Below are 26,117 nucleotides of genomic sequence, written 5' to 3'. Positions count from 1 at the left end.
CTATGATTGATGTAGCCAAAAGCAACGATGCAGATTAAAAGGTGCGAAAAACGCACTTTTATCTGAACAACAAAGGTGCGAACTGATACAAACTACGCCGCCAGGTAAGCCACTCGTGCGCTGTTTTAGGCGATTCGTAGTAAACGTGTTTAATGCCCTGCTTATCCAGCATAGTGCGAAATGCACCTACAGATGCAGGGAAGGGGACTGGCTCCCGGGTGCCTAAGCCCAGCCATAACACTTTCAGTTGTTTATTTACGGATGCGCCATTGGAAAACTTGCCTCCTAAAAATGTATGCGGGTCAATTGTGCTGGAATCGGGATAGTTGGATGTGCCGCTAAAACCGCCGTAATAAGAGAATTTATCCAGGTTGTTCATCACAATGCGCATAGTTTGATTGGCGCCCATGGAAAGCCCGGCTATGGCTCGGTTGTCCTTATTGGCGATGGTGCGAAAGCGGGTGTCGATCATGGGGATTACTTCTTTGATCAATACCTCTTCAAAAATGGAAGGGGGTTGCTTACCCGGTGTGGGTGTGGTTTTATCGGAGGGAGTATAGGCATAACCGTTATCCATCACTATCAGCATGGGTTTGGCTTTTTGCTGGGCAATGAGGTTATCCAGTATCAGGTTAGCCTTGCCTTGTGTGGCCCATCCGGTTTCATCTTCAAAGCTTCCGTGTTGCAGGTATAGCACGGGAAAGCGGGTGGTGTTATTGTTGTAGTAGGCGGCAGGCGCATACACAAAGCATCTGCGCCAGGCTTTGGTGATTGTGGAATAATAGATGTTTTCAGATATCAGGCCGTGTGGCACGTCTTTTAAGGCGTAAAATTCCTCGTCATGTGCTGGTATTTCTATTCCGCTGCCCAGTCTTCCTGCACCGTAGAAATAACGGCTGGAAGGGTCGGGGATAGCGGCTCCGTCTATGATCAGTTGATAGTAGTGGAAGCCTTCATCCTGCGGAAGACATTCACCTGTCCAAACGCCTTTATCATCTTTAGCGAGGTCATACTTTTTGCCGCCTATATCCAGTTGTACCTTATTGGCAAGTGGGGCGCTGATGCTGACCCGTACAATGCCTTTGTTGTTTACCTGCGGATAGGGTTTGCCGGGTTGGTTGCTGGCTGCGGGTTGGAATGTTTCGTTTGCTGCGGAAATGTTCTGTGCTGAACAAAAATGGCTGAGCAGTGTGGCAGCTATGGCAGTGATGCCTATTCTATAGTTCATGGTTGTTTGTTTTGTAGCAACAACACAATGCCTGGTGTATATGGGGGGACACCAGGCATAACTGTGTTATCAGGATAATTTATTTAAATAACTGTGGGGCCAGTTCCAGCAGGCTTCTGCGCCAGGTAAGGAACTCGTGGGCTGTTTTATCTGAAACATACGAAACAGCATTATAGCCTGCTGCTTTTAGTTCGGTGGTGGCATTTTTTACACCATCGGGGCGTTCTTTGCTGCCACAGCTCAGGAATATGAGTTTAGGTTTGGGCTTGTTGGCCAGCTCCTCTGTTTTATATATCCCGCCGCTCAGCAGTGCATAATAGCCAAATGTTTCCGGCTTGTTCAGTGTTATCTGATGTGTTTCCATGCCTCCCATAGATAAACCGGCCATAGCGCGGTTGTTGCGGTTGGCGAGGGTTTGAAAATGGGCATCTACATAGGGGATCAGTTCTTCTGTTAATACGGTTTGAAACGTATCTATTTTAAACTCCCGGATGCCTCCCCATTTTATTTCATTAGTCATGCCATAGGTCATTACTATAATGAATGGCTTCACCTTACCATCTGCAATCAGGTTGTCCATAATCAGGTTGGCGTGGCCCTGGTTGCTCCAGGCAGTTTCGTCTTCACCCCAGCCATGCTGCAGGTATAGTACGGGATAGCGTGTGTTGGTTTTTCCATAGCCTGGTGGTGTATATACAAAGGCTCTGCGGGAAGTGTTGGTGATTTTAGAAGGAAAGAGAATCTGCTGTACGTTGCCATGCGGCACGTTTTTCAGCGCATAAAAGCCCTGGTCTTTTGCCGGTATTTCTATGCCGCTTTCCCAGCGGGTAGAGCCGTAATAGTTCAGTGTTCCCGGATCATTGAATACACCGCCATCAATGGTCAGGTGGTAATAATGAAAGCCTTCATCCATAGGGCCTGCAGTAGTGCCGGTAAAGTAGCCGTCAGCGCCTTTATTAAGCAGTGTGCCGCCTTGTCCGCCTAAACCCAGGCTTACACGTATACTGTCTGCCTGGGGGGCATACACTTTAAAGCGGGCATAGCCTTGTGAATTTACCTGCGGGTAAGCCTTACCCGGTTGGTTTAATGGAGATGGCAGGAAATCGTCTTTTACATCATTTGCTGTTGTTTGGGCCTGAGCAAAGCCGCCCAGCAATGCGGCTGTCAGTGCAATCGTAATTGGTTTCAAGTTCATGTTTTTATATTTAAGGTGTAGCGCTGAATAAAAGTATCCCTATTTTTTGAAATTTATGTAATCGATTGAAAAATTACTACATTTACCTTGCAGATGCGGTTCCGGTGCATTTATTTCACGGAACAGGTTTGCCAGATTATTGATGCCATAGAAAGAAAGATTGCTTGTTGTTATTGTAACTAATTGAAATGCTTTGCTTTATACGTCCCTTCTTTCTTGATGAATCCTACGGTATCTATAAACTGAACCAGAATCCGGTAATAAAATCACAATCCAATATTCATGTTTAATTGCCTATTGACCTCAGCTAAAAAAGACTGTTTTATGAAATCGATTGTAATTTTATTTCCTGCGCACTATTTATCTGTAAATTTTTAACGCCAAAAACTATGCGTATTTCAGAGTATCGTCTGCTAAAGGATGTACATCCTTACAAATGGCCCTACTGGTTTAAGTATTCTTTTGTAGGGCTGGCCTTGTTTGCCTTTATCTTATCTACTGCTTATGCCCAAAACACAACAAAGGTTACGGGGCAGGTAAAAAATGAAAGCGGACAGCCGGTTCCGCAAGCTTCTGTAACGGTGAAGGGGCGTTCTGGTGGGGTTTCTGCCGATGAAAACGGAAACTTCGTTATTACGGTATCACCAACGGCCACCCTGGTGGTCTCTTCAGTGGGGTACAATTCCATAGAGGTGCCTGTTAATAACCGTGCTTCAGTTCTAGTAACCTTAACCACAGCAACCAGCAGTACTACCAATGAGGTAATTGTTATTGGTTACGGCAGCCAGCGTAAGAAAGATGTAACGGGTTCCGTTGCTTCCATTGCAGGGGATAAGGTGACAGAAATTCCGGCACCTAACGTGGCACGTGCTTTACAGGGCCGTGTGGCAGGGGTGGTAATGTCGCAAACCTCTACCAAGCCCGGGTCTGATATGCAAATCCGTATCCGTGGTACCCGCTCACTCAATGCCTCTAACGATCCCCTGATCGTACTGGATGGTATTCCGTTCAGCGGCTCTATCAGTGATATTGATCCCAACAGCATTAAAAGTGTGGACATACTGAAAGATGCCTCTGCTACCGCTATTTACGGTTCGCGTGGTGCCAATGGTGTGGTATTAATCACTACCAATAAGGGCTCACAGGGACAAAAAGCGCGTTTAAGTTATAACGGCTTTTATGGTGCTAAAACCGTATTTGGCAAGTATCCTATGATGAGCGGACCAGAGTTCGTTGCTTTACGTAAAGCAGCTGCCGCCAACGGTATGGTCTTTAATAATACGCTGGATGAAAAAGATTCGGTAAATACCGACTGGCAGGATTTATTGTATAGAACCGGCTGGGTTACCAACCATGGTTTGGATATATCCGGTGGTTCTGAAAAAGGGAATTACAGCGTGGGATTAGGATATTACAAAGAACAGGGTGTGATACCCACTCAATACTTTGAGCGTTATTCTCTTCGTACTTCCCTGGAACAGCGTATTGGTAATGCTTTACGTATAGGAATTACCACTAACACCAACTACTCTAATAACCATAACACCAATCTGAGTCCGGGTAATGCCGTAGGGTTGTCTCCTATTCTCAGCCCTTACAATGCCGATGGCAGCTGGAAGTCGATAGTTACCCAGAATACGTCCGGCGCTCAATGGGTGTATACCAGGCATTCCCTGGAAGCATTGGGTAATAAATACATTGATCTTACCCGTGCCTTAAGCTCCTATAACTCGCTGTATGGCGAAGTAAAGATACCCGGAGTGGAAGGATTAAAGTATCGTGCTAATATCGGTTTAAACTTTCGCCAGAGCAATTACGGCACTTATACCGGGCAGGGAGTGTTCAGTGGTGTAGCTACTACGGTTTCAAATGCTACCATCAGTAACTCGGAATCGCTTAACTGGACCATAGAAAACCTGCTTACGTATGACCGTGTTTTTAAAGGCAAGCATAAAATCAATGCGGTTGGTCTGTATTCTGCACAACAAACTACTGCCTGGGGTTCCAGTTCTTATGCCAGGGATATCCCTTCCGATGCCTTTCAGTTTTATAACCTGGGCAGGGCCAACATTGCAGCTACTACCGATCCTAACAACCAGAGCTATACCCAAAGCGGGTTGATGTCGTGGATGGGACGTGCGATATACTCCTTCGACGACAGGTATATGTTTAGTGCTACCTTTCGTACTGATGCCTCTTCTGTGTTAGCCCCAGGGCATAAATGGCATGCTTACCCGGCAGTATCTGCCGGTTGGAATATAAGCAATGAATCTTTTATGAAGAACAAGTCTTTGTTTGATATGTTGAAATTGCGCGTGGGTTACGGACAAACCTCTAACCAGGCAATCAACCCTTATCAAACTCTGGGCTTGTTAACTACTGTGCCTTATAATTTTGGCGCGGACAATAACACAGGCATGTACGTAACACAACTGCCTAACCCAAAGCTGGGCTGGGAGTTTTCTAAAACCTGGAACTATGGAGTTGACTTCTCCATGTTTAAAAACAGGTTAAGTGGTACGTTAGAATATTATGTACAAAATACAGATAATGTATTGCTAAAAGTAGGCTTACCGCCTACTTCGGGTGTTGACAATTACACTGCAAATATTGGCGCTACTCAGAACAAGGGTATAGAGCTGACATTGAATGGTGTAATTCTCGACAACCTTAACGGCTGGACATGGGAAGCGGGCGTAAACATATACGGTAACCGCAATAAGCTGGTAAGACTGGCTTCTGGCCTTACGAAGGATCCAGGTAACCTTTGGTTTGTTGGTTCCCCGATTGATGTAATCTATGATTACCAGAAAGTGGGCTTATGGCAGACGGCTGATAGTGCACAACAGCATATGAATATATTGGAGCCGGGCGGAAAAGTGGGTATGGTGAAAGTTCAATACACGGGTGGTTATAATCCCGACGGCACACCGGTACGTGCCATAGGGCCTGATGACAGGCAAGTGCAAAAAATACAATCGAATTTTGAAGGAGGCTTTAACACACGCGTGGCATATAAAGGTTTTGAGCTGAGTGTTATCGGTGCTTTCAAAAATGGTGGTATCCTTACCAGCGCTCTTTATGGTTCATCAGGTTATCTGAACAACCTGAATTCCAGATCAGGAAACAACGTGAAGGTAGATTACTGGACACCTACACATACCAATGCTAAATATCCACGCCCTGGTGGGGTAGGTGGCGATAATCCGAAATATGGCAGTACGCTGGCTTATTTTGATGCCTCCTATATGAAAATCCGTACCATTACTTTAGGATACAGTTTTGGTCAGAAGTGGATGAAGACTGCAGGAATACAAAAAATGCGTGTGTATTGTACACTGGAAAATCCCTTTGTGCTGTTTTCGCCCTATAAAAAGGAATCTGGCATGGACCCAGAGCCGAACTCTTATGGTGATCAGAACGTAGCAGTAGCTGGTGTAAGCCGTATTTTGATTGTTGGTACCAACACGCCTTCTACCCGTAGCTACCTGATTGGTTTAAATGTAACGTTCTAAAAAAAGCGATATGAAAAAGATATTATCCAAAATAGGTTTAGGAGCTTCCCTGTTTGCGCTGGTGCTGGCAGGATGCTCAAAAATTCTGGAAGAAACTCCACGCGCCATTTATACGCCTGAATACTTTAAAACTACCAACGGCGTATTAGGAGGCATAACGTCTTTATATGCACATCTTCGAACCATTTATGGTAATGGTTATTTCCTGAATAACTGTGAAACCGGAACGGATGAAGCTACCTGGGGAGCCAGCGGTTCCAGTGGCAGCACCTTCCAGGCACATGATTTTTCCTTTTCCGGTGTTGTGCCTACCTCAACTTTAAATGACGCAGCAGTAGTATGGACACAAACCTTTCCGTTTATCAACACGGCTAATGGTGTTATTGAAAACGGAACGGCGGTAGGTGTTTCCCCGGCGTTGATTGCAGAAGCAAGATTTTTCCGGGCATTTGATTATTTCCTGCTGGTACAAACCTTTGGTGGCGTGCCGTTGGATTTGGGTGCCGGAGAATTGAAGTTTAATACGTCTACCTCGAGTATTTCTGTTCGTAATTCAGTACCGGAAGTGTACACAAAAGTGATATTTCCTGATCTGGATTCAGCTGTAGCCAACCTGCCTGTTGCACCACGTCTTACAGGTGGTCTAACCAAAACCGCAGCCCGGCTGTACCTGGCTAAAGCGTACTTGACCTATGGATGGTGGTTGGAAAACCCCAACAACATTCCTACCTACCCGGGAAGTAGTCGTACAGATCCTAACGGACATAACCCACAGTGGTATTACCAGGCTGCTTATGACATGGCTGCTGCCGGTATTGATAACCCGGGAGCAAGTGTAGCTTTACAACCTACTTTTTATGATTTGAATGTGGGCTCAAACGACCGTAACAGTGAAGTGTTGTTGTATGCAGATCATACACAAAACAGTGAATTGTTTAACGGAGGAAGCCTGACTTACAGCAGTGGTAGTAACTCAGATAACTATGCTAGTTGGTTTCTTACCTGGAATTATACAGCGCTGGCAAGTGCCAATGCTCCTGACTGGAAGAATCCTATTAACTCTGTACAACGTGAAGCTGTGCAGTCGCTGGGACGCCCATGGGTGCGCATGGCGCCACCGATTGATGTATTCACTACTACATTTGCCGATAAAATTAACGACTCGCGTTACGATGGCACGTTTACAACCGTTTATCGTGGTAATTGGGCCAAAGCAGGAGTAACCAATCCCACTTTGTATAATGCTAATGCATTACCAGTGGCGAATGGAGATTCTATTCTCAGTTTCCTGAGCACTGATCCGTCAACTGCTATAGACTATAGTAACTCCGTGTATAAAAGCGGCGTTGGTGCGGGGGTGTTGCCTGGCCGTGCTGACTATGTGATAGCCCCCAGTGCTATCAACAGAATCGTATATCCTGGTCTTTGGAAACTGGGACCTTACAGAACCGATAATGCAACCGGGTTAGGTCAGCCTAACGCAGGAAGCACACGTCCTTATAACATTGCCAAGTTCTCCGAGCTGTATTTTATTGCAGCAGAGGCCGCAGTGAAAGGTGCGGTGCCTGTTGCTGGTAAATCGGCCAGGGAGTTGATTAATGTACTGCGTGCCCGTGCCGGTAAATGGAAATGGAGCAATGCAGGTAACAGAACCAAAATAGAAGATCATAGTGCCGATATGGTTGCGGCCACACCTGCTACTATTACTATTGAATATATACTAGCAGAACGTTCCCGTGAATATTACGGGGAAGGTTATCGCTGGTATGACCTTGTACGTACCCAAAAATGGCAGCAGTTGGGTGGTACTTACAGAACCTGCGGACCTAATGTGGGCGATCACACTCCGCAAACATTTACCCGCTATATTGATAGTAAATATTATCTGCGTCCTATACCCCAGGTGCAGTTGGATAAAATGGAAATATCAGCAGCAGATAAGGTTTCTTATCAGAACCCTGCTTATCAATAAAGACTTTGGTATGAAATAGGCGATTATTTTAGGTTTAAAAGAAAAAGACGCTCCTTCTGGGGCGTCTTTCTTTTTTGCCGATGGAAGCTTTATTTTATTGTTTCTTAATGGGGATAACAACTTTGGCAGCAGCACTATCCTGCCTGATCTTTATCCGGTGTTGCATGCCCCATCTTGTCATGGCGCCAACCACCTCTTCCAATGTCTGGCTATAGGGTAGAAGCTCATACGTGATAGTTACCGGGTATCCGGGAACTACTTTCTTTACCAGGAAGCCATTCAGTTCCAGTTCTTTCAATTCGCTGGATAACACTCTGGCTGAAATACCCGTTACCTGTTTCTGTAGTTCTGTAAACCGGTTGTTGCCCCTGGCTATGGCAATAATGATCATAAGCTTCCATTTGCCACCAATGGCATATAAAGCATCACTTACAGCCGCCAGAATGGTGGTACACTCTTCTGTAAATGCTTTGTTTTCCTTCGTCTCCGGTTGCTCCTTGTTCTGTTTCATGTGCAGGGCATTGACTGAAAGTGAAGGTAATGGAATATTACCATCTGTCACCGGTGGCGCCAGGGGATAGGTTAATTCAGGGTTCTTGTTTCTACTATAATAAAATAGCCGGTGCGTTCTTTAATCAACCATTGCCCGTTTTGCTGCACATACTTGTCTTCATATTTAACACTGTAGTCGGAAAGTATGTTTTTGCCGTCTGTTTCTCTTATCATTTTAATCTGGGAAAAGGAAACTCCTGTTGCTGTATCTCCGTCTATGTTTACAGTGTGCTGTCCGTTCAGGGTAAAATAAGTTTTTACCAGGGACACGTGTCCTGTAAACTCTTTTTCCAATTGCTCCGTTCCGGAAACATCAGCTGCCAGGAAGTCTCCCATATATGCCTTATAAATGGCATCCTTTGTAAATAAACGCATTTGTTCCGCAAGCTTTTTCTCATCACCCAGGTAAGCGTAAGCATCAATTAAATTCCTTAGCGCTTCTTTGCTTTTCAACATGTCTGTTGTCATAACTGCTTCATTTATTATTTGAAAGCAAAGCTATCGCAGGCCTGGGTACTGAACGTCAGTCGTTACCTAAAGGTTAGTGCCTAACCAGTTACTCACTGGTGTTGGCGTTTTGAAAAGTATACCGTTTTCCTTTTTGTGTAGGTATGTCGTATAAGAAAGTGGCTGGCAACTCCGGTGTGGTAATCGTTGCTTTTGCCGATACAACCGGTGTAGCCACTGCTTCTGTGTAAAAGAAAGCATTGGGGTTATTGCCTTTAGCGGTAGCGGGTGTTTTACCGCCTGCCAAAGCAAGTGCATTGGGTACACGTAAGCGCAGGTTGCCACCCAGGTTTGATTGTATGGTTACAGTCATTATTTTACCTTCCTTCCATTGCATATCTACTATTTCAAAACCACCTCTGGCGCGCAGGCCGGAGATGCTGCCGGTGGGCTTCCATACTTCGGGTAAGGCGGGCAGCAGGTATATAGCGCCGTCTGCACTTTGCATCAGCATTTCTGTAATGCCGGAGGTGCAGCCGAAGTTGCCATCTATTTGAAAAGGAGGATGTGCATCAAACAGGTTATTGTAGGTGCCACCGCCATCGGGGTTGGCACCCAGTGGGGATAGTTGGTTTTGAATCAGCTGATAAGCATGGTTGCCGTCCAGCATACGTGCCCACCAGTTTATTTTCCAGCCCATGCTCCAACCGGTAGATACATCGCCGCGTTGCACCAGTGTGTTCTTAACAGCGCTGTATAACTGCGGGGTGCGGTAAGGAGATATTTGTGCAGAAGGGTACAGGCCATACAGGTGGGAGATATGGCGGTGGTGATCGTTAGGGGCGTCTGCATCATCCAGCCATTCCTGTAGCTGGCTGTGCTGTCCTATGTGCATAGGTGGCAGCTGGCTGCGCAGGTGGCGCAGGGTATCGGCAAAGGCTTTGTCTTTGTTCAGGATGCCTGCGGCGCGTATGGTGGCACTGAACAGGTCAAATACCAGCTGGTTGTCCATAGTGGTGCCGGCATCTATGCTGGAGCCTTCATGGGCTTTGGGAGCGTTCTCGGGTGAGGTGCCGGGGGCCACTACCAGCCAGTGGTATTTGGGGTGCATGACCAGGAAATCTGTATAAAAAGTTGCTGCGTTTTTCAAAGCGGGGTAAGCCTGTGCCAGGAAGGATTTATCGCCGTTGTACAGGTAATGCTCCCACAGGTGTTGGGTAGTCCAGGCAGCACCGGCGTTCCAGATGCCCCAGAAAGCGCCGTCTACCGGGCCGGTAATACGCCATATGTCGGAGTTGTGGTGTGTCACCCAGCCGCGTGCGCCATACATGGTAGCGGCAGTGCTGCGGCCGGTTTCTGACATTTCTTTTACCATGGTTAGAAAAGGCTCGTGCAGCTCGGACAGGTTGGTTTTTTCTGCGGGCCAGTAGTTCATTTCTGCATTAATGTTCAGTGTGTATTTGCTATCCCATGGCGGGGATAATTTATCATTCCAGATGCCTTGCAGGTTGGCAGGTTGCCCGCCGGGCTGTGAGGAGCATATCAGCAGGTAACGGCCGTACTGGTAATACAGGGTTACCAGTTTGGGATCGTTGGTGTTGCGGAAGTTTTTCAGTTGCTCATCAGTAGGCGGGGAGGGCGTGTGGCTGTTACCCAGCTGAAATTGTACGCGATTGAAGTAATGCTGGTAAGCGGCAATATGATCGCGTTTGATATCGGCGTAGGATTTATGTACTGCCTTGTTTAACCATTCGCTGGCAAGCTTGCTGGCATCGCCGCTGATGTCGTTATAGTGTACAAAGTTGGTGGCAATGGAAACGTAAATGGTGGCTGCATTGGCGTTGGTAATAGCAATGCTGCTATCTGTCTGTTCCAGGGTGCCGCCATCGGGTACTACGCGAAACAGGCTGCTGAACTGCACTTTGCCTTCCACACCTTCATGGTCGCCGGTAGTAGCTGTTAACTGTAGCTGGCCACCGGGTTGGGTATGGATGCTTTGCTTTTTATGCGGTGAGGTGCAGCTGGCAATAAAGTTAAGGCTGCCGGGCTTATCGGCTGTTAACCGTACGGCTATAATTCTGTCTGCCAGGGAAGCTATTACTTCACGCGTATAGGTTACGCCATTTACTACATAACTGTTTTGGGCAACGGCGTTTGCTATATCCAGCTCGCGGTGGTAGTTGCTGTAGCTATTATGCCCTTCAAAACGCAGCAGCAGGTTACCGGCCGGCTGAAAGCGCTGACCAAAGGAGTGACTGGTGAAAAAGGTTTTGTTGGTCAGCTGCTCTGCTTCTTTATACTTACCGGCAAAGATCAGTTGCCGTATTTCGGGCAACGCAGCCAGTGCTTCGGGGCTGTTGTTCTGGTTGGGACTGCCCGACCAGATAGTATGTTCGTTTAGTTGTATCGTTTCTTTTTCTACGTTGCCATACACCATAGCGCCCAGCCGGCCATTGCCCACCGGTAGTGCATTCTCCCATACATTACCGGAAGGTTGTGTATACCAGAGTTTTAAGGGCGTCGTGTTGTTGTTAGCTGGTGCTGTTGATTGCGCACTGGCTGCCGTAACGGACGCGGCCAGCAGGCAAACACACCACAATTGGTATCTGTTCATATCGCTATTGATAATAGTTATTATTTTTTATTTTCTTTTCTGTGGCACTACCCATTGTTCTGTCCACGTAGGGTTGTGCATATAAAATCGTCCATCGTGGTAGTAAACAGGCTCAATGCCCATTTGCGGCAGCGGTTCCCAGGGTTCCAGTGTTTTGCTGTAAGGGTAGGGGCGCTGCTCATACATCATATAATGGCAACTGCTCCATAGCTCCCCATCCGGACCGGTAAACAAGGCGTTGTGGCCTGTTTCGCAGTAAGGGTCTTCCGTGTCCTGAAACTGCAGGTGACTGTACCCGCCATTGGCCGCCAGTTCGGGGCGGTATCCTTTTTTGCGGGTGCCGAAGATGGGCTGGTCAGATGCCAGTTTCCATGGGCCTAAAGGGGTGGGGGCTTTCAGCAGGCCCACTTCATAGCCTCTTGTCCAGGTGCTGAAGAACATAAAGTACATACCCTCTTTCTTAATTACAAACGGGCCTTCTATGCCGCCCTGCATCCAGTCCGGATAGCCGGGCGATCTTTTATCCAGGAACTTCTGAATGCTGCCCTTCAATTTGCCGGTGGGCAAGTCTATGGGTGCCTGAAACAACCCGTTGCCGCTGCAATAGAGATAGGTTTGCCCGTCCTCATCTTCAAACAAAGTAGCATCGTTGTTATACTGCGGTGTTAACGGGCCGTTTACCAGCTTATAGGGGCCGGTAACACTATCAGCAGAAAACAACCATATGCTGTGTGTTTTCATGCCTTTCGGGTCGTCTGCGGTAACCTTGCCGCTGTTCACCGTAAGCCAGTACTTCTTTTGTATATAATGAATTTCCGGTGCCCAGAAGCGGCCGTTATAGGGGCAGTCTGCCGGCAGCTTAGCCGCATCAATGAGCCAGGAATGCTGTTTCCAGTGTAACATATCGTCAGATACCAGTAACCTTACTCCGGGGTTGGGCCCTGTCCATACCGGGTTGGAAGTGCCTGTGCAATACCATTTGTTGCCCACCTTAATAATACAATGATCCCGCATAGAGATAGCGGTGTCGCGTGTAATGGGGTTGGTATAGCGGAATATAGCAGCCGTATTTGTAATGGTGCTGCCTGTTTGCGCATTGCTGTATTGCAGTGTGGCCAATAACAAGACGGATAACCAGGTTTTATTCATGTGTTTTGGCTTTAATGAGAGTGTTTGCTGATGCCGGAGGAAAGGTGCTTACCTGTTGAGAGGTAGTCGCCAGTGGAAAAGCTTTGCCTGTAACGGCTTCGTTGTTTACCAGGCTTTGTGCAATGGCATGTTGTAACAGCAGCAGATGCTGTCGTGCAGTACGACAGCATCTGCATCATTGCCGCTGGCAACATCCGTTTTATCATCGCTTGTGTTTACAATTCAATACTGGTTTGCACTGGTGTGCCGGAAGTGGTGGCGGTGCCTGGCTGGCTGCCGCCTACGGCTATCATTACTTTACCCTTCAGGGTTTCTGGTTTGCCGTTGTTATCCAGCAGGGCCAGTTGTTCGGGGGTAACGATAAAAGTCACGGTTCTGCTTTTCCCTTTTTTCAGTGCAATGCGCTGGAATCCTTTTAAAGAACGTAAGGGCGCTTCTTTACCGGGCACTGTTGTGTACAGCTGTACCACTTCTTCACCATCGCGGTTGCCGGTGTTGGTTACCTGTACTGCAATGGTGTATTTGTTTTTACCGGTAACGCGCAGGTTCTGGTAACTGAAACGGGTATAGCTTAAACCGTAGCCAAAGCCGTATAAAGGCTTACCGGTAAAGTAGCGGTAGGTACGGTTGTGCATGGTGTAATCGGTAAAGCCGGGCAGGTCTGCATCGCTGCCGTAAAAGGTAACGGGCAGACGGCCTGCGGGGTTATAGTCGCCAAACAATACATCTGCAATGGCAGTACCGGCGCTTTGTCCGCCGTACCAGGCGTTTACAATAGCGGGTATGTATTCTGCTTCCCAGGGTATGGCAATGGCGCTGCCGGTCATCATTACAAACACAACGGGTTTGCCGGTGGTTTGCAAGGCTTGCAGCAGTTCTGTTTGCACTTTGGGTAATAGGATAGAGGTTCTGTCGCCGCCGTTAAAACCAGGGTAGTCTACCCGCATTTCTTCACCTTCCAGCTGTGGCGATATACCGCCGGCGTATACGATAGCATCTGCATTTTTCAGGCGGCTGGCCAGTGCGGCAAAATCTGTTCTGATAAAATGACCGGCTTTTAGTTTTACATTGGCTTTGCCTTCTGCCTGGTAATATTCTACCACCAGGCGGTAGGTGGTGCCTGCTTCTGTATTCAGTTTATAGGTGCGTGCGCCCCAGCGGTTACGTGTCCATGCATTAATTACTTCTTTGCCATCTACCAGGAAACGGTAGCCATCATCTGCATCCAGTTCAAAGGACATGCTTCCGGTGGTGTTGGCGGTGAAGTCGGTGGTATAGCGTGCTGAAAAATGATAACCTTTCAGGGTGTCTATAATCAGTTGTCCTTCCTGCCAGTTGTTATCCAGTGCAGGTTCTATCCTGGTAGCCAGTGGCTGGCCCTTCAGTTCTGTGTTGTTGTAATACTCCGCATAAAAGCCCTGCTTGCCCTGCCAGTGGTATTGGTTGGCAACATCGGCATATTGCAGTAAGGTATCGTTGGTAAAGTTCACCGCTTTCTCAAATACCACCTGTACGTTAGGGCCTACCTTATCGCGTATACCCTGTAACAAGGTTACGGTTTGAGAAGGGGTGCCGTTGTAGTTACCCAGTACGGCAATAGCATTATCGGCATTGGGACCTACCACGGCAATCTTTTTCAGTTGTTTGCTCAGTGGCAACACGTTGTTCTGATTGCGCAGTAATACGATGCTCTGACGGGCCATTTCCAGCGCATGCGCTTTGTGGGAAGCGCTTTCCAGTACCGAAGCCGGTGTTTGTGCAAAGGATACCATTTCTTTGGGATCAAACATACCCAGCTGAAAGCGAATCAGGAACAGGCGCTTTACCGATACATCAATCTGCTTCTCGGCAATGAGCCCATCCTTTACGGCTTTTACCAGCGACAAATACGCATCGGTACCACATTCTACATCGGTGCCATGCAGTACGGCATCGGCAGAAGCGTCTTCAGCGGTTTTATGTGTTTTATGGTTTTTGAAGAAATCGTCAATGGCCCAGCAGTCAGAGGTGACATAGCCGTTAAACTGCCAGCGGTTGCGCAGTATATCAATCATCAGCTGATCGCTGCCGCAGCAGGGTTGCGATTTAAAGGCGTTATACGCACACATTACGCCCGCTACATGGGTTTGGGTGATGAGTTGTTTAAAAGCAGGCAGATAGGTATTCCAGAGGTCGTAATCGGTAGGGGATACATTATCCACGTGCCGGGAAGGTTCCGGGCCGCTGTGTACGGCATAGTGTTTGGCACAGGCGGCTGCTTTCAGATACTTCGGATCATTGCCCTGCAAACCGCGTACAAAGGCAGAACCCATCATTGCGGTGAGAAAGGGATCTTCGCCGTAGGTTTCCTGGCCACGGCCCCAGCGGGGATCGCGGAAGATGTTGATGTTAGGCGTCCAGTAGGTAAGGCCCACATAACGCTGACCTTCCCTGCCATCCTGCTGTGCTTTGTTAAAGATGGCTCTGCCTTCCAGTGCGGAGTAATCGGCCATGCGTTTGATGGAGTTGGTATCAAACGTAGCAGCCATACCAATGGCCTGCGGGTATACAGTCACACGGTAAGGGGTGCGCGCTACACCATGCAGCACTTCATTCCACCAGTCGTAGGCAGGTATGCCCAGCCGGGGAATGGCAGGGGCGGTATTTAACATCTGCGCTACTTTTTCTTCCAGTGTTAAACGGCCTACCAGGTCATCTACCCGCTTTTCAAAAGAAAGCGCGGTGTTCTGAAAGGGATAGCCGTTTTGTGCCTGACAGGCAGGTCCCCAGGCGCAGGCGCCGATAAGCAGGGGCGTAACAAACATCTTTGCAATCAATCGCATATTAATCTTCATTATCGGTTCTGAAAGGAGAGGCGGGCAAGCCCTCTTTGTTATATAAGTTGGGATTTACCGGGTTATCGGCCCAGGCATACCGTACATATTGTGGTTGCCTGATCGCAGGGCTTTGTACTACTATGGTGTTGCCTTCGATAGTAGCTTTGGCCCATACAAACTTTTTATCGGCACCGGCAATGGCAAACTCACTCAGCGGACCATCATCTATAGCGGTTAAACCGCTGCCGGTGTTGGTAAAGGATAGTATAATTTTATCGCCTTCTATCCGTGCGGCTTGAAACAGCGGGCCGGAGTACACTACGGTGCTATCGCCATAGGCTACGTGCTGTGCGGCCAGCGCCAGCCTTTCACCCACTTCTTTTTTCCGGTCGGGGTGTATATCATTCCATTCTCCCAGGTCTATAGCTACGGCCATACCGGTGTGGGGTATTTGCAGCGATTGCAGCTGTGCTTCGCGAAAGGCGGCCCAGTTGCTTTCCATCGGTCGGTAACTCATATCCATAAAGCCCGGTAGCTGTACGTATAGAAAGGGTTTGGTGGGCTGCTTCCATTTGCTGCGCCAGTTGGCAATGAGTGCGGGCTGTAAATGGGCGTACTCTTTCGGGTGGCCGGTATCTGTTTCTCCCTGGTACCATAGAAAGCCTTTCAGACTAAAGGGTATCAACGGGGCTATCATCGCGTTAAATAAGGCGGCGGGCTGGTTCTCCGGCGCTATTCTGCCGGGGCCGGGGGCAGGTCCCGGGCCGCCGTTGCGGGCGAAAGCAGGCGGATTGTTTACCAGGCCTACTTTGTATTGCCAGGTGCCCTTGAGGTCTATGGTATCATTACCGGCTATCAGCTGGTAAGGCTTATCCGGTACAAAACCGCCTTTGCCTGCGTTGTTGGTTACCCGTATTACAAACAGGTTTTTACCGGCATGCAATGTGCCTGCGGGCAGCGGATAGCGGCGTTGCGGATATAGATAAGTAGTATTGCCTACCTGTTTGCCATTGATATACAAGGCATCGGCATCTACAATGCGGCCCAGGAATACTTTGGCGGCGGCAGTAGTCATAGCGGCAGGTACGTCTATCTCGCGGCGGTACCATACCACGCCATCCAGGTCTCGTATGCCCTGGTCTTCCCAGTAGCCGGGTATGTTGATGCTGCGCCAGCCTTTGGGCGCATAGCTGGTATTAAACCAGCCTTCTTCCATGCCTTTATCTAAAGGCATTTCGGGCTTTGGCCTGTTGGCTGCAGCGCGGCTTATACCGTTTACATAGGCGGTATCTTTGTTTTGCTGCAGGGTGCTGAGTAGTTGCGGAAATGGCTGAAAGCCTTCTTCACTCATCCACGACTGCAAGGGCGTGCCACCCCAGCTGGCATTGATAAGGCCTATGGGTACGTGGTACTGTGCATATATTTTCTGTGCAAAAAAGTAGGCTACGGCCGAAAACTCACCTACATCTTTCGGGTTGGCCCATTTCCAGGAACCACCGGGCAAATCGTTTTGCGGGCCTTGCATATTGGCGGTGTTGGGTACCCAGAAATGCCGTATCTGCGGATTGTTGGCGGTGGCTACTTCGCTGGCATAACGTACAGCATGCAGTGCCATCTGGTGTACCATGTTCGACTGTCCGGAGCATAACCATACATCGCCTATCAGTATGTCGTTAAGGGTAATATGGTTACTGGCATCCAGCTGCATGGTATAGGGGCCACCTGCTTTCATGGCAGGTAGTTGCGCATTCCATTTACCCAGTGTATTGGCACGGGTGGTAATATGTTGCTGCGCGAAACGGATGCTTACTTTTTCGCCGGGTGCAGCCCAGCCCCAGAGTTGAATGGGCTGTTCGCGTTGCAATACCATACTATCACGAATAAGCCTGGGTAGTTGTATCTGTGCCCAGGCGGCAGGTGCTAAGCCTGCTGATAATAACAAAAGAAGAATATTTTTTTTCATACACTAAGGTGTGTTGGAGTGTAATAACTGGTTTACTGCGTTTACCAGCAGTATATAACTGGCGCCCAACCCTACCACGTATTCGTTTTCGCCCCATAAGAAAGGCCAGTCCTCTTTATTCTCCGGAAAGTCGGGCGGTATAATCAGCACGCCCGGTACAATGCCGCCTGCTATATACGTGAAATTGGCGCGGTTGTTACCGTAGGCTATTTTTTTAGATTCGGTACCCACGGCAGATACCAGTGATATATCAGAGCCGGGATGTGTGCCATACAAATAATGCAGGCTGTTAAAAACCGGCTCGCTGCCAATAATATCGGGGAAGGCGCGATGTAAATAGTAATTGGTGAGTCCAAAATTGATCACTACACCACTGCCTGCCCAGCCACCGCCGGTTACGGGCACGCCGTAAGGGTTTTGGGCGCTCATTTTATCCAATCCCTGTTTATAATTGGTAACCAGCTCTTTTACGCGGGCCTGGTAAGATGCATCCAGGTAGGGCAGGGCCTGTATACACAAGCGTGCACGGCGGTTAAACTGCTGTGTTATTTCTGTAAAATGCGCGGCCAGTGTATCGGCATACTTTTGTTGCCCGGTAGCCATACGCAGTTCCAGCGCTGCCTGCATCTTTTCATCCAGCAGCGGGCCGCCGGTGGTGTTGCCGTGGTTAAACACATAAGGCGGGTGTGTTTGCTCTTCTTCCCATACCTGCACGGCCTTTTGCAGGCATTGCATGGCCAGTGTGTCGTTATAGCCTTTCAGGGCACGGCTGGCGGCAGCCAGCGCGGCAATAGAGCCATAGTTTAACGCGGTGGAACGGTTGGTAAAAGCCCAGCGGTCATCCGTTCTGCCACTGAAGTTGCCTTCTGTTTCCTGCGGGCCCAGGGATGGTTTATAAATTAAATTATCTGTTTTGGTAACAGCATCGCCCAGGTGGGTGTATTCTTCCAGGTGGGCTTCGACTATACCATTGATGGCATGACCTACGGCGTTAAACTGGGCCAGCAGCTGTAAAGTGCCATGCTCAATCTGTTGCAGCATATCGGGCTTGCCATCGGGGCGGTGCAACTCCACATAACGGATGGTTTGGTCAACCAGTGTTTCGTCGCGTGTGGGGCGAAACAGTTCCCAGGCATGTACCAGGTCGGTTACAGTACCGTAGATGGTTTGTGTGCGTAAGTCAAAATCGCCCGCATCGTACCAGCCGCCTACGTTCAGGCCGGGTATATGTTCGTAAGGTTTAAAGCGGGTATCGGTAGTAGGCCCTTGTGCATATAAATCGAAATGTACCCGGTCTGTAGGGGCCTGTAGTGCATCATCCAGGTGGGAGGCTCCGTGCCATACGCGGTAGGCTTCCTTTACCGTTATATGATCCATTTGTTCCGGCATAAATATATCCTGTGTGGCATGCCAGGCGGTCTGGTATACACTTTTATCTATGCGGAAGGGCTTTGTTTGGGTGGTGCCGTATTGTATCATATACAAGCCGGTATCCTTTACGGCGGAGAAGTTAAAGGTATAATACTGGTAACGCAGGTAGTTGCCCCAGCGTTGAACGGGTGCGGTGTATTTAGTGCGGATAGTACCCTTGTCATCTATCTGTAGCAGGGTAGCGTTGGCTAGTGCCTTGCTGTTCTTATCCAGTTCAATAGCGGCCATCTTTGGCTGATCGGGATGGTAACCTACCTGCGAGTGGCCAATTACGGGTGGGCGTGTCCAGCCTGCCTGTGTAGAGGCAGTGATGTGCCATTCCAGCACGGTGCCTGTTTTGCCTGCAGGTAACAGGCTGCGTACTACAAACCAGCCGTTCTGGGCTTTGTTCCGGCCATCGTACAGCAGTAACGGTGTTTCGCTTTCTATGCGTACCCGGCGCATGGCATCTTCGGGTGCCAGCACCAGGCGGTTACCCTGGGCCAGTGGCAGGGGCGCAGTACGTCCGTTGCTGAGGGCCATGTTACTGGTAGGGTATAAGGGAAACACGCCTGCTTTGCCATCGGCCATATAGGTTTTGGAAAAATAGGCCGAGGGTAAAAACTCCAGGTTAAATCCAGCACGTCCGGCCAGTTCGGCAGGTACGGGTTTATCCAGTAATACACGTATTACCACGCCTTCTGTTGCGGGTTTTACTTCTATGGTATAGTCGAAGTTGAAAGCCGGGTAGCGTAGCCAGGCGCGTACGGTATTGGTTTGTTTGTCTGTTTCGCGGCGGATGAATTGCGGAATAGAATCCCATTGCTCCGGCGTGGCATCCAGGCGCACATCGCCATTGGTGGCGGTGCGCACTTCGTGGTGTATCAGTTCTATGCCTGCCAGCTTTTCATCGCCAAACAGTCCGTAGTGGCTATTGAACACCAGCACATTCAGTCCGGGCTTGTACAGGTAGCCGGTTTCTGTCAGTTGTAGTGTACCTGGTGCGGGTGACTGTGCATGCAGGTAACAGGGGGCCAATGCCAGTGCCAGCGATAGTATGCGCAGGGCTTTGCCTGTGTTGTTGCCTGTATATCGGGTGAAATATTTCATGCGTGGTAGCTGTTGTTAATAGTGAGCGGTGTGTTTTTTTATATCAATTACCCGGTAAAAAGCGGGTTTAGGCTGGAACTTACGGTCGAACAAAAGCGGGTAATTGGTTCTGCCGCGAACGGGGAAATCGTTCAGCCACGATTGACCATCATCCACGCCCCAGAAGGTAACGCGGCTCACTTTGTTCTTATACTGTAAAAACAGTTTGAAAAGCGATTCGTAGCTGTCTGCCAGTTTGGTTTGCATGGAATCAGGCAAGCCATTACGGTAAGGATTTATTTTATCGTTATAGGTGGCCGACTGGTTTACATCTGCACCCACAATGCCGCGCGGGTTGGGCAGCACACTCAAATCCAGCTCGGTAAACATTACTTCTATACCCAGTGCGCCAAACTCCTGTATACTTTTTTCAATCTCCCGCAGGGGCAGGTTTTCAACGCTCCAATGGCCCTGAATACCTACGCCGTCAATACGCACACCGGCGGCCTGTATCTTTTTAATCAGGGCAATAGCGCCGGCTCTTTTAGCGGGCTGTTCTATATTGTAATCGTTATAATACAGGCGGGTGTGTGGGGCTGCCTGCTGCGCCAGCCGGAAGGCTTCTACCACAAAATCATCTCCCAGCTTTTGCTGAAAAACCGATTTGCGCATGGTGCCATCTTCATTCAACGCTTCATTCACTACATCCCAGCTATATACTTTGCCATCGTAGCGGCCTGCTACCGTGGTAATATGATCGTGCATAAACTGCCGTACAGAATCGGCGTTGTTCATATGCCGCATAAAGGCAGGCAACTGGCTGTGCCATATCAGTGTGTGGGCGTTTACTTTAATGTTATGCTTTTGAGCATAGGCCACCAGTTTATCAGCCTCATCAAAAGTGTACCGGTTCCATTCAGGGTGCAGCAATGCCGCCTTCATCATGTTCTCGGGGGTAGCGGCATCAAACTGCTGTGGCACCAGCCGGGCGGCGGCGGTATCTCTTTCTGCTACCTGGCGGTTGTTGAGGGCGGTGCCAATAGCAAAGTCTTTTTTATATACTTCCCGCAAGGCAGGCATTGTGTGGGTGTTTTGGGCTTTATTACTGCCGGCGCAACCCGCCAGGGTGAGCGAAAGCAGTGAGGCCGTAACAAGAGAATGTCTGGTTGTCATATAATGCGTTTGTTATTTATCTGATAATGTGTCTGGTGGTGGCAGGTAGCCTTCGGTGCGGCCTGCTGTTTCTACTACCAGTTTCTGCAATACCACACCTGCATCCAGCATCCAGTAACGCACTATGTGCTTGCCGGGTGCGGCCAGGTAATGGCGGCTTTGTTTCACAATGTTGTTATTGGCTACCCAGGCGTTCCATATGCCGGTGTTGTCTTCTTTATTCAGGCCCAGTAACTGCGGCGCTTCATCGTCAATTGACACGGCAAAGCGCAGTCCGGTAGGTGCATGGTGAATGTTCAGTGTGGGGGAGAACCAGGTGCGCAGGGTAACACTGTCTTTACCGGTAGTGTATATGTCGTATTCCAGGTGTGGACTGGTAGCGGATAAGTTTACGGATGTGGTTACCGGGAAGGTGGTAATGCCATCGCCGTTTTTGCCAATGCCGGGTATGGTTTTCCATTCTACGTTGTTGCCGGTTACCGCGCGGGTATAACGTGTGGCACTCATGGCTGTATAACCGTCTTTCTCTACATACACCGCTTTCTCTGTTGGTGCTGCGGGTGGGGTATACAGGGGTTGGGTTTTTAATACCGCAGTGGTGGCGATGGCACTGTCGGGCGCTACATCATCCAGCGCAGGCATAATGTTGCGGCGGGGTTCCTGCCACGAGCGGTAGCCTATATGTGTTTGATCCATCATGTGATTCCATTTGCCACCGGCTATTTCTTTGTTGTATTTTACGGAAATGAGGGAGTCGGCCAGGTAAAAGGCTTTTGCCTTCTCGGCCCATTGGTTGGCCAGTATATTCTTTTGTGTGGCCAGCTGTTTGTTCATGGCTACGGCATAATACAACTGGTGCAGGTTTTCCAGCGCCTGTATGGGGTGCAGTACCAGTTGAAAATACGCATCTTTATCTGCGGCTGTTAAACTGTTGTTGATGGCTTCTGCCTGCTGCCGCAGTGTTGTCCATTCCTGCACTACCTGTGCAAATTCGTTACGCACGGTAAGGCTGTAGGTGCTGGCATCCAGCAGTTCGGGTTTTCTGCGGCTGGCATAGTGTGCATATGTTTTCAATATAGCTGCAATAGCAGGTGCCTTTGCGTGGCCAAACTGCTCTGTAGCCCATTGGGTATAGAATTGCTCTATATTGTCTTCGTTCCAGCGGTGGGTGTTGTAAGCATAATCCAGGAAGAAGGATATAGGTAGCTCCATCGGTTTCAGGTCGCCCACGTTTACAATCCATATCTGGTCAACGCCATGCGCATAAGCCAGGTGCATCTGCTCCCATACGCGGCTGATGTTGTTGGTGTTAAGCCATTTGTAGTTGCGGGGACCGCCTACATAATCAAAGTGGTAATAAATGCCGTAACCACCGGCTCTTTTAGGTTCACCGGGTTTGGGCAGGCGGCGTATGTTGCCCCAGTTATCATCACACAACAAAAGGGTTACATCATCCGGCACACGCATGCCTTCATCATAGTAATCCTGCACTTCTTTATACAGGGCCCATAGCTGCGGGGTTTGTGTGGCGGGTTTGCCGGTAACAGTGGTAATGATGTTGCGCTGGTCGGTTACTATCTTTTCCAGTAACTGGGTGGCGGTGCCTTTGGTCATGGGCATATCCCCATCGCCCCGCATGCCCAGGGTAACAATGCTTTCATGGGTGCCCATGTTGGCTATGCCCTTTGTCCAAAACTGTTTCAGCCCGGCTTCATTCTTTGTATAATCCCATTCACCTTTACCGTACCGTTTCCATTCCTGTTGCGAGCGTTGCATGGGCTCGTGGTGCGAGGTGCCCATTACAATGCCCCATTTATCTGCCAGAATGGGGTTGAGTGTATCATCATCATTAAAGGCATTGCCCCACATGGCCGGCCACAGGTAATTGCCTTTCAGGCGCAGCAGCAGTTCAAACATCTTTTCATACACAAGGTGGTTTACGCCGCCAAACTTTTCGCGTGTCCACCCGGAAAAGGCGGGTGCTTCATCGTTGATGAATATGCCCCGGTATTTGACAGAAGGGGAGGGGAACTGATAAATGCCTTTGGGTATGTAAGCGGCTGTTTTCTTTTGCACCGGTGCATCGGCCCACCAGTACCAGGGTGATAGGCCCAGCTGGCGCGATAACTCAAACACACCATAAGCGGCCCCGCGTTTATCGCTGCCGGCTATTACCAGTGTAGCGTTGCTGCCTTTGCCTGCGCCGGGTATGGCCTGCACACGAAAGGCTTCCCATTGGCCTTTCAGATCAGTGAATTCTACCTGCTTTTGCGCATGCAACTGTTGCAGGGCTTTGCAGCCGGTAACGGTGCCTATAATAATCAGGTTTTTAACGGTGGTGCGGCTGTGTACCAGTTCCGGTTTTGTACCGGTTACCTGTTCTATATCCTGTTGTAACAGGCTGGCTGCTTTTTGTACCAGCCAGTCGTCCTGCGCATCGGTATAAATAGCGGGCATATTGGCGGCGCTGATTGTAAAAGCGCCGGGCTGTTGCCGGGTGGATACCATTTGCTGGGCCATGGCATACGGCGCGCTCCATAACAAGAAAGAAAAAGCAATCAAACGTTTCATGCTGGCAATCTGTTTTAATAAGGCTGATAAAATAGCCGCTAATTGCTGCCGGCGCCCGGTACAAATAGAGAGCGTATACTTTTATAATAATCCAACGTATGATCCGGCGGCTCTACACCTGCAGGCAGCGGCATACGGGAATAGGTTTGAAAATAAAGCAGGCAACTGTTGCGCCACCACCGGGCTTCTTTCTCCTGTATGGACAGCAATTGCTGTACCTGGTGAAAGCGTTCGGGATCTATCACGGTTTGCAGGCTGTTCCAGCTGGCCTGCATGCGGCGCACGGTATCTACGCCTTGCTGGTAACGTGTACACAGCTCATCCCATAATGTTTTACCGGAGTGCATGTGGTGTTGCCACGATACATGATGAAACCACAGCAGGTATCTTTCATCGCAGGTGTTGGAATCTTTCCACTGTGCCTGCACTTCGGGTTTGTATTGCGCCAGGGCGTTGCTGCCGGTGGCGGTGCGGTTAAAGCCAAGGCCAAAGCTGTCTGCACGGTGGTAGTATACCGAGTTCCAATCGGCCCGTCCGGCATTGTTTACCCAGGGACCCGGACCCCAGTGGCCGCTGGCGCCCATAATGTGGTGCAGGCCCAGTGGGGTCATATAGTTAACTACGGCTTCGCGGGAAGCCATCATCATATCGGTAATGGTTTGTACGGCCTGCGGCTGGTGGGTAAAGGTTTGCTGTACCCATTCCCGCGCAATGTCCCTGGCATTGGCGTTGGGGTTCCAGGCCAGTTTGCCGTAAGCATACCAGGTAGCCTGGCCAAACGGGTGATTCGTCCAGTTTCTTTCACTGCCTATATTGGATACGCCTGCAATGGCTGACAGGGAATGATGATACAGGCTGCCATCGATCACTTTGGCGATGGTAGCACCCTTACCGGTGGCATAGGTATCGGCATCCAGCACTTCTTTAAACAAGGGGGCCTGGTAAACCAGGTGGGTGCCCTGTCCCAGGTACTCCATGGTAAGCTGAAACTCCATGGCCAGTGGCGTTTGTGGCATAGCGCCAAACAACGGCGAAAAGGGTTCGCGGGGCTGAAAGTCAATAGGCCCGTTCTTTACCTGCACCAGCACATTTTTGCGAAACTGTCCATCCAGTTTGGTAAACTCTGCATAGGCCTGTTTAAACCGGTCTGCCGCGGCAATGTCCGGCAGGTTTTTATTGGTTTTATTCGAATCAAAATCTTCATCGTGTTTCTGCACCCGCACATCGTATACAAACGCCCGCCACATAATAATACCGCCATGTGTGCCTACGGCATCTGCCAGCATATTGGCGCCATCTGCATGGGTGCGGTTATAGGTTTGCGGGCCGGGCTGCCCTTCGGAATTGGCTTTCACCAAAAAACCACCAAAGTCTGGTATCAGTTCATAAATTTCATCGGCCTTATGTTGCCACCAGTGCTGTACGGAGGTATCCAGCGGGTCGGCCGTTTTCAGGCCACCTATTTCTACCGGTGCGCTGAATTTAGCAGTGAGATATACTTTCAGGCCATAGGGGCGAAAAGCATCTGCCAGTGCTTTAACCTTCAACAGGTAATCGTGCGTTAACACCAGGGCATTGGCATTTACATTGGTTAGCACCGTGCCGTTAATACCTATGGAAGCATTGGCGCGGGCATAGTCAATATAGCGCTGATCAATATAATCCGGCAGGGTATGCCAGTTCCAGATGGAGAAGCCTGCATAGCCGCGTTCAATGGTGCGGTTGAGGTTATCCCAGTGGTTTAAAATGCGGTGCTGTATAGCGGGTACGCTAACTACCTGTACAGCCTGTATGGGTTGTTGTGTTTGCAACAACCGCAGCAGGTGAAAGGTGCCGTATAACACACCTATATCTGTATTGGCGGTGATAATGGTTACTTTCTTTTCTTTGATGCGGGCTGTTGTAATGCAAAAGCCATCCTGGCCCAGTGCGGCATAATCTGTTGTTATACCCGTAAGCTGTGCCGGTTGGGTAAACCGGGTAAACAGCAGCAGGCTGGCCTGTTCTGTTGTAGCGCTTTCGCGTGGGGTATTGCCGGTAAGCCCGCTAAGGCCCATCACTAATTCTTTTTGTGCAGCGGCAAGGGTAGGTGATTGACCATATACTTTTATGTACTGCAATTGATTGCTGTAGCTGCTGCGCAGGGCGGCATTTTCTATTTTATCATAACGTAGCCAAAGCCGGTATCCATCTTCTGCATGGGCTTTCAGTGTAATAAGTGTAAGTGGTAACAGTAGCCGTAATAACTTCATCATGAGGATTTTTTTTGCTGTTTTATTTATCCCGGAGCGTAAAGGGCAGCATGCAGGCCAGCGAAGAGCTGTTGATTTTCTAATGGCTTGCACACAATCGTTTATATCCTTTCTGAAGGCTAATTTAGAAGAATTTTTAATAAGATTAGAAATCGATTGCAAAAATCGGGA

The 26,117-nt window shown here is 49.2% G+C and carries 14 protein-coding genes; 2 read left to right on the top strand and 12 right to left on the bottom strand.

The window, feature by feature from the left end; all coding sequences use genetic code 11:
- Positions 1-58 precede the first annotated feature (58 nt).
- Positions 59-1,228 (bottom strand): alpha/beta hydrolase-fold protein, encoded by a 1,170-nt coding sequence (locus tag FLA_RS13775; protein WP_076378362.1) that lies wholly within the window; start codon positions 1,226-1,228, stop codon positions 59-61.
- Between the two features lie 79 nt (positions 1,229-1,307).
- Positions 1,308-2,423 carry an alpha/beta hydrolase gene (locus FLA_RS13770; RefSeq protein WP_076378364.1) on the bottom strand — a complete coding sequence of 372 codons (1,116 nt, stop codon included), beginning with the start codon at positions 2,421-2,423 and terminating at the stop codon, positions 1,308-1,310.
- A 389-nt stretch (positions 2,424-2,812) separates the two neighbouring features.
- Between FLA_RS13770 and FLA_RS13765 the strand changes: the two genes are divergently transcribed.
- The gene (locus tag FLA_RS13765; protein WP_084206168.1) at positions 2,813-5,938 is read left to right on the top strand and encodes a SusC/RagA family TonB-linked outer membrane protein; all 3,126 of its coding nucleotides are present in this window, start codon (positions 2,813-2,815) and stop codon (positions 5,936-5,938) included.
- Between the two features lie 10 nt (positions 5,939-5,948).
- On the top strand, positions 5,949-7,910 hold the full coding sequence (locus FLA_RS13760; RefSeq protein WP_076378366.1) for a RagB/SusD family nutrient uptake outer membrane protein: 1,962 nt from the start codon (positions 5,949-5,951) through the stop codon (positions 7,908-7,910).
- Positions 7,911-8,004: 94 nt separating this feature from the next.
- On the opposite strand, the gene FLA_RS13755 is transcribed toward FLA_RS13760, so the two are convergent.
- The 10 genes from FLA_RS13755 to FLA_RS13710 all read right to left on the bottom strand — a co-directional run bounded on the left by FLA_RS13755 (position 8,005) and on the right by FLA_RS13710 (position 25,949).
- Positions 8,005-8,421 (bottom strand): winged helix-turn-helix transcriptional regulator, encoded by a 417-nt coding sequence (locus FLA_RS13755; protein WP_076378368.1) that lies wholly within the window; start codon positions 8,419-8,421, stop codon positions 8,005-8,007.
- Between the two features lie 71 nt (positions 8,422-8,492).
- The gene (locus FLA_RS13750) at positions 8,493-8,930 is read right to left on the bottom strand and encodes a nuclear transport factor 2 family protein (protein WP_076378370.1); all 438 of its coding nucleotides are present in this window, start codon (positions 8,928-8,930) and stop codon (positions 8,493-8,495) included.
- Between the two features lie 88 nt (positions 8,931-9,018).
- Entirely contained in the window at positions 9,019-11,523 is a 2,505-nt protein-coding gene (locus FLA_RS13745) for a glycoside hydrolase family 95 protein (protein ID WP_084206169.1), read from the bottom strand.
- Positions 11,524-11,550: 27 nt separating this feature from the next.
- On the bottom strand, positions 11,551-12,672 hold the full coding sequence (locus tag FLA_RS13740; RefSeq protein WP_076378372.1) for a glycoside hydrolase family 43 protein: 1,122 nt from the start codon (positions 12,670-12,672) through the stop codon (positions 11,551-11,553).
- A gap of 215 nt (positions 12,673-12,887) precedes the next feature.
- The gene (locus FLA_RS13735; RefSeq protein WP_076378535.1) at positions 12,888-15,494 is read right to left on the bottom strand and encodes a glycoside hydrolase family 3 protein; all 2,607 of its coding nucleotides are present in this window, start codon (positions 15,492-15,494) and stop codon (positions 12,888-12,890) included.
- A gap of 1 nt (position 15,495) precedes the next feature.
- Positions 15,496-17,451: a sialate O-acetylesterase gene (locus FLA_RS13730; protein WP_076378374.1), complete on the bottom strand. Its 1,956-nt coding sequence runs from the start codon at positions 17,449-17,451 to the stop codon at positions 15,496-15,498.
- A gap of 3 nt (positions 17,452-17,454) precedes the next feature.
- Positions 17,455-19,971 carry a glycoside hydrolase family 9 protein gene (locus FLA_RS13725; protein ID WP_084206170.1) on the bottom strand — a complete coding sequence of 839 codons (2,517 nt, stop codon included), beginning with the start codon at positions 19,969-19,971 and terminating at the stop codon, positions 17,455-17,457.
- 15 nt (positions 19,972-19,986) lie between these two features.
- A complete protein-coding gene (locus tag FLA_RS13720) occupies positions 19,987-21,123 on the bottom strand; it encodes an endo-1,4-beta-xylanase (protein WP_076378376.1) in 1,137 nt (378 codons plus the stop codon).
- A gap of 12 nt (positions 21,124-21,135) precedes the next feature.
- Positions 21,136-23,694: a glycosyl hydrolase 115 family protein gene (locus FLA_RS13715; RefSeq protein ID WP_076378378.1), complete on the bottom strand. Its 2,559-nt coding sequence runs from the start codon at positions 23,692-23,694 to the stop codon at positions 21,136-21,138.
- A gap of 38 nt (positions 23,695-23,732) precedes the next feature.
- Positions 23,733-25,949 carry an alpha-glucuronidase family glycosyl hydrolase gene (locus FLA_RS13710; RefSeq protein ID WP_076378379.1) on the bottom strand — a complete coding sequence of 739 codons (2,217 nt, stop codon included), beginning with the start codon at positions 25,947-25,949 and terminating at the stop codon, positions 23,733-23,735.
- Positions 25,950-26,117: the final 168 nt, after the last annotated feature.

The sequence above is a fragment of the Filimonas lacunae genome (assembly GCF_002355595.1).
Taxonomy (GTDB): domain Bacteria; phylum Bacteroidota; class Bacteroidia; order Chitinophagales; family Chitinophagaceae; genus Filimonas; species Filimonas lacunae.
This window is presented reverse-complemented; position numbering and strand designations above follow the sequence as displayed.

Bases quoted from the DNA above. Each gene is read 5' to 3' on its own strand.
- FLA_RS13725 (WP_084206170.1), bottom strand. From the start codon at position 19,971: ATGAAATATTTCACCCGATATACAGGCAACAACACAGGCAAAGCCCTG.
- FLA_RS13745 (WP_084206169.1), bottom strand. From the start codon at position 11,523: ATGAACAGATACCAATTGTGGTGTGTTTGCCTGCTGGCCGCGTCCGTT.
- FLA_RS13740 (WP_076378372.1), bottom strand. From the start codon at position 12,672: ATGAATAAAACCTGGTTATCCGTCTTGTTATTGGCCACACTGCAATAC.
- FLA_RS13765 (WP_084206168.1), top strand. From the start codon at position 2,813: ATGCGTATTTCAGAGTATCGTCTGCTAAAGGATGTACATCCTTACAAA.
- FLA_RS13770 (WP_076378364.1), bottom strand. From the start codon at position 2,423: ATGAACTTGAAACCAATTACGATTGCACTGACAGCCGCATTGCTGGGC.
- FLA_RS13755 (WP_076378368.1), bottom strand. From the start codon at position 8,421: ATGAAACAGAACAAGGAGCAACCGGAGACGAAGGAAAACAAAGCATTT.
- FLA_RS13750 (WP_076378370.1), bottom strand. From the start codon at position 8,930: ATGACAACAGACATGTTGAAAAGCAAAGAAGCGCTAAGGAATTTAATT.
- FLA_RS13735 (WP_076378535.1), bottom strand. From the start codon at position 15,494: ATGCGATTGATTGCAAAGATGTTTGTTACGCCCCTGCTTATCGGCGCC.
- FLA_RS13715 (WP_076378378.1), bottom strand. From the start codon at position 23,694: ATGAAACGTTTGATTGCTTTTTCTTTCTTGTTATGGAGCGCGCCGTAT.
- FLA_RS13710 (WP_076378379.1), bottom strand. From the start codon at position 25,949: ATGATGAAGTTATTACGGCTACTGTTACCACTTACACTTATTACACTG.
- FLA_RS13730 (WP_076378374.1), bottom strand. From the start codon at position 17,451: ATGAAAAAAAATATTCTTCTTTTGTTATTATCAGCAGGCTTAGCACCT.
- FLA_RS13775 (WP_076378362.1), bottom strand. From the start codon at position 1,228: ATGAACTATAGAATAGGCATCACTGCCATAGCTGCCACACTGCTCAGC.
- FLA_RS13760 (WP_076378366.1), top strand. From the start codon at position 5,949: ATGAAAAAGATATTATCCAAAATAGGTTTAGGAGCTTCCCTGTTTGCG.
- FLA_RS13720 (WP_076378376.1), bottom strand. From the start codon at position 21,123: ATGACAACCAGACATTCTCTTGTTACGGCCTCACTGCTTTCGCTCACC.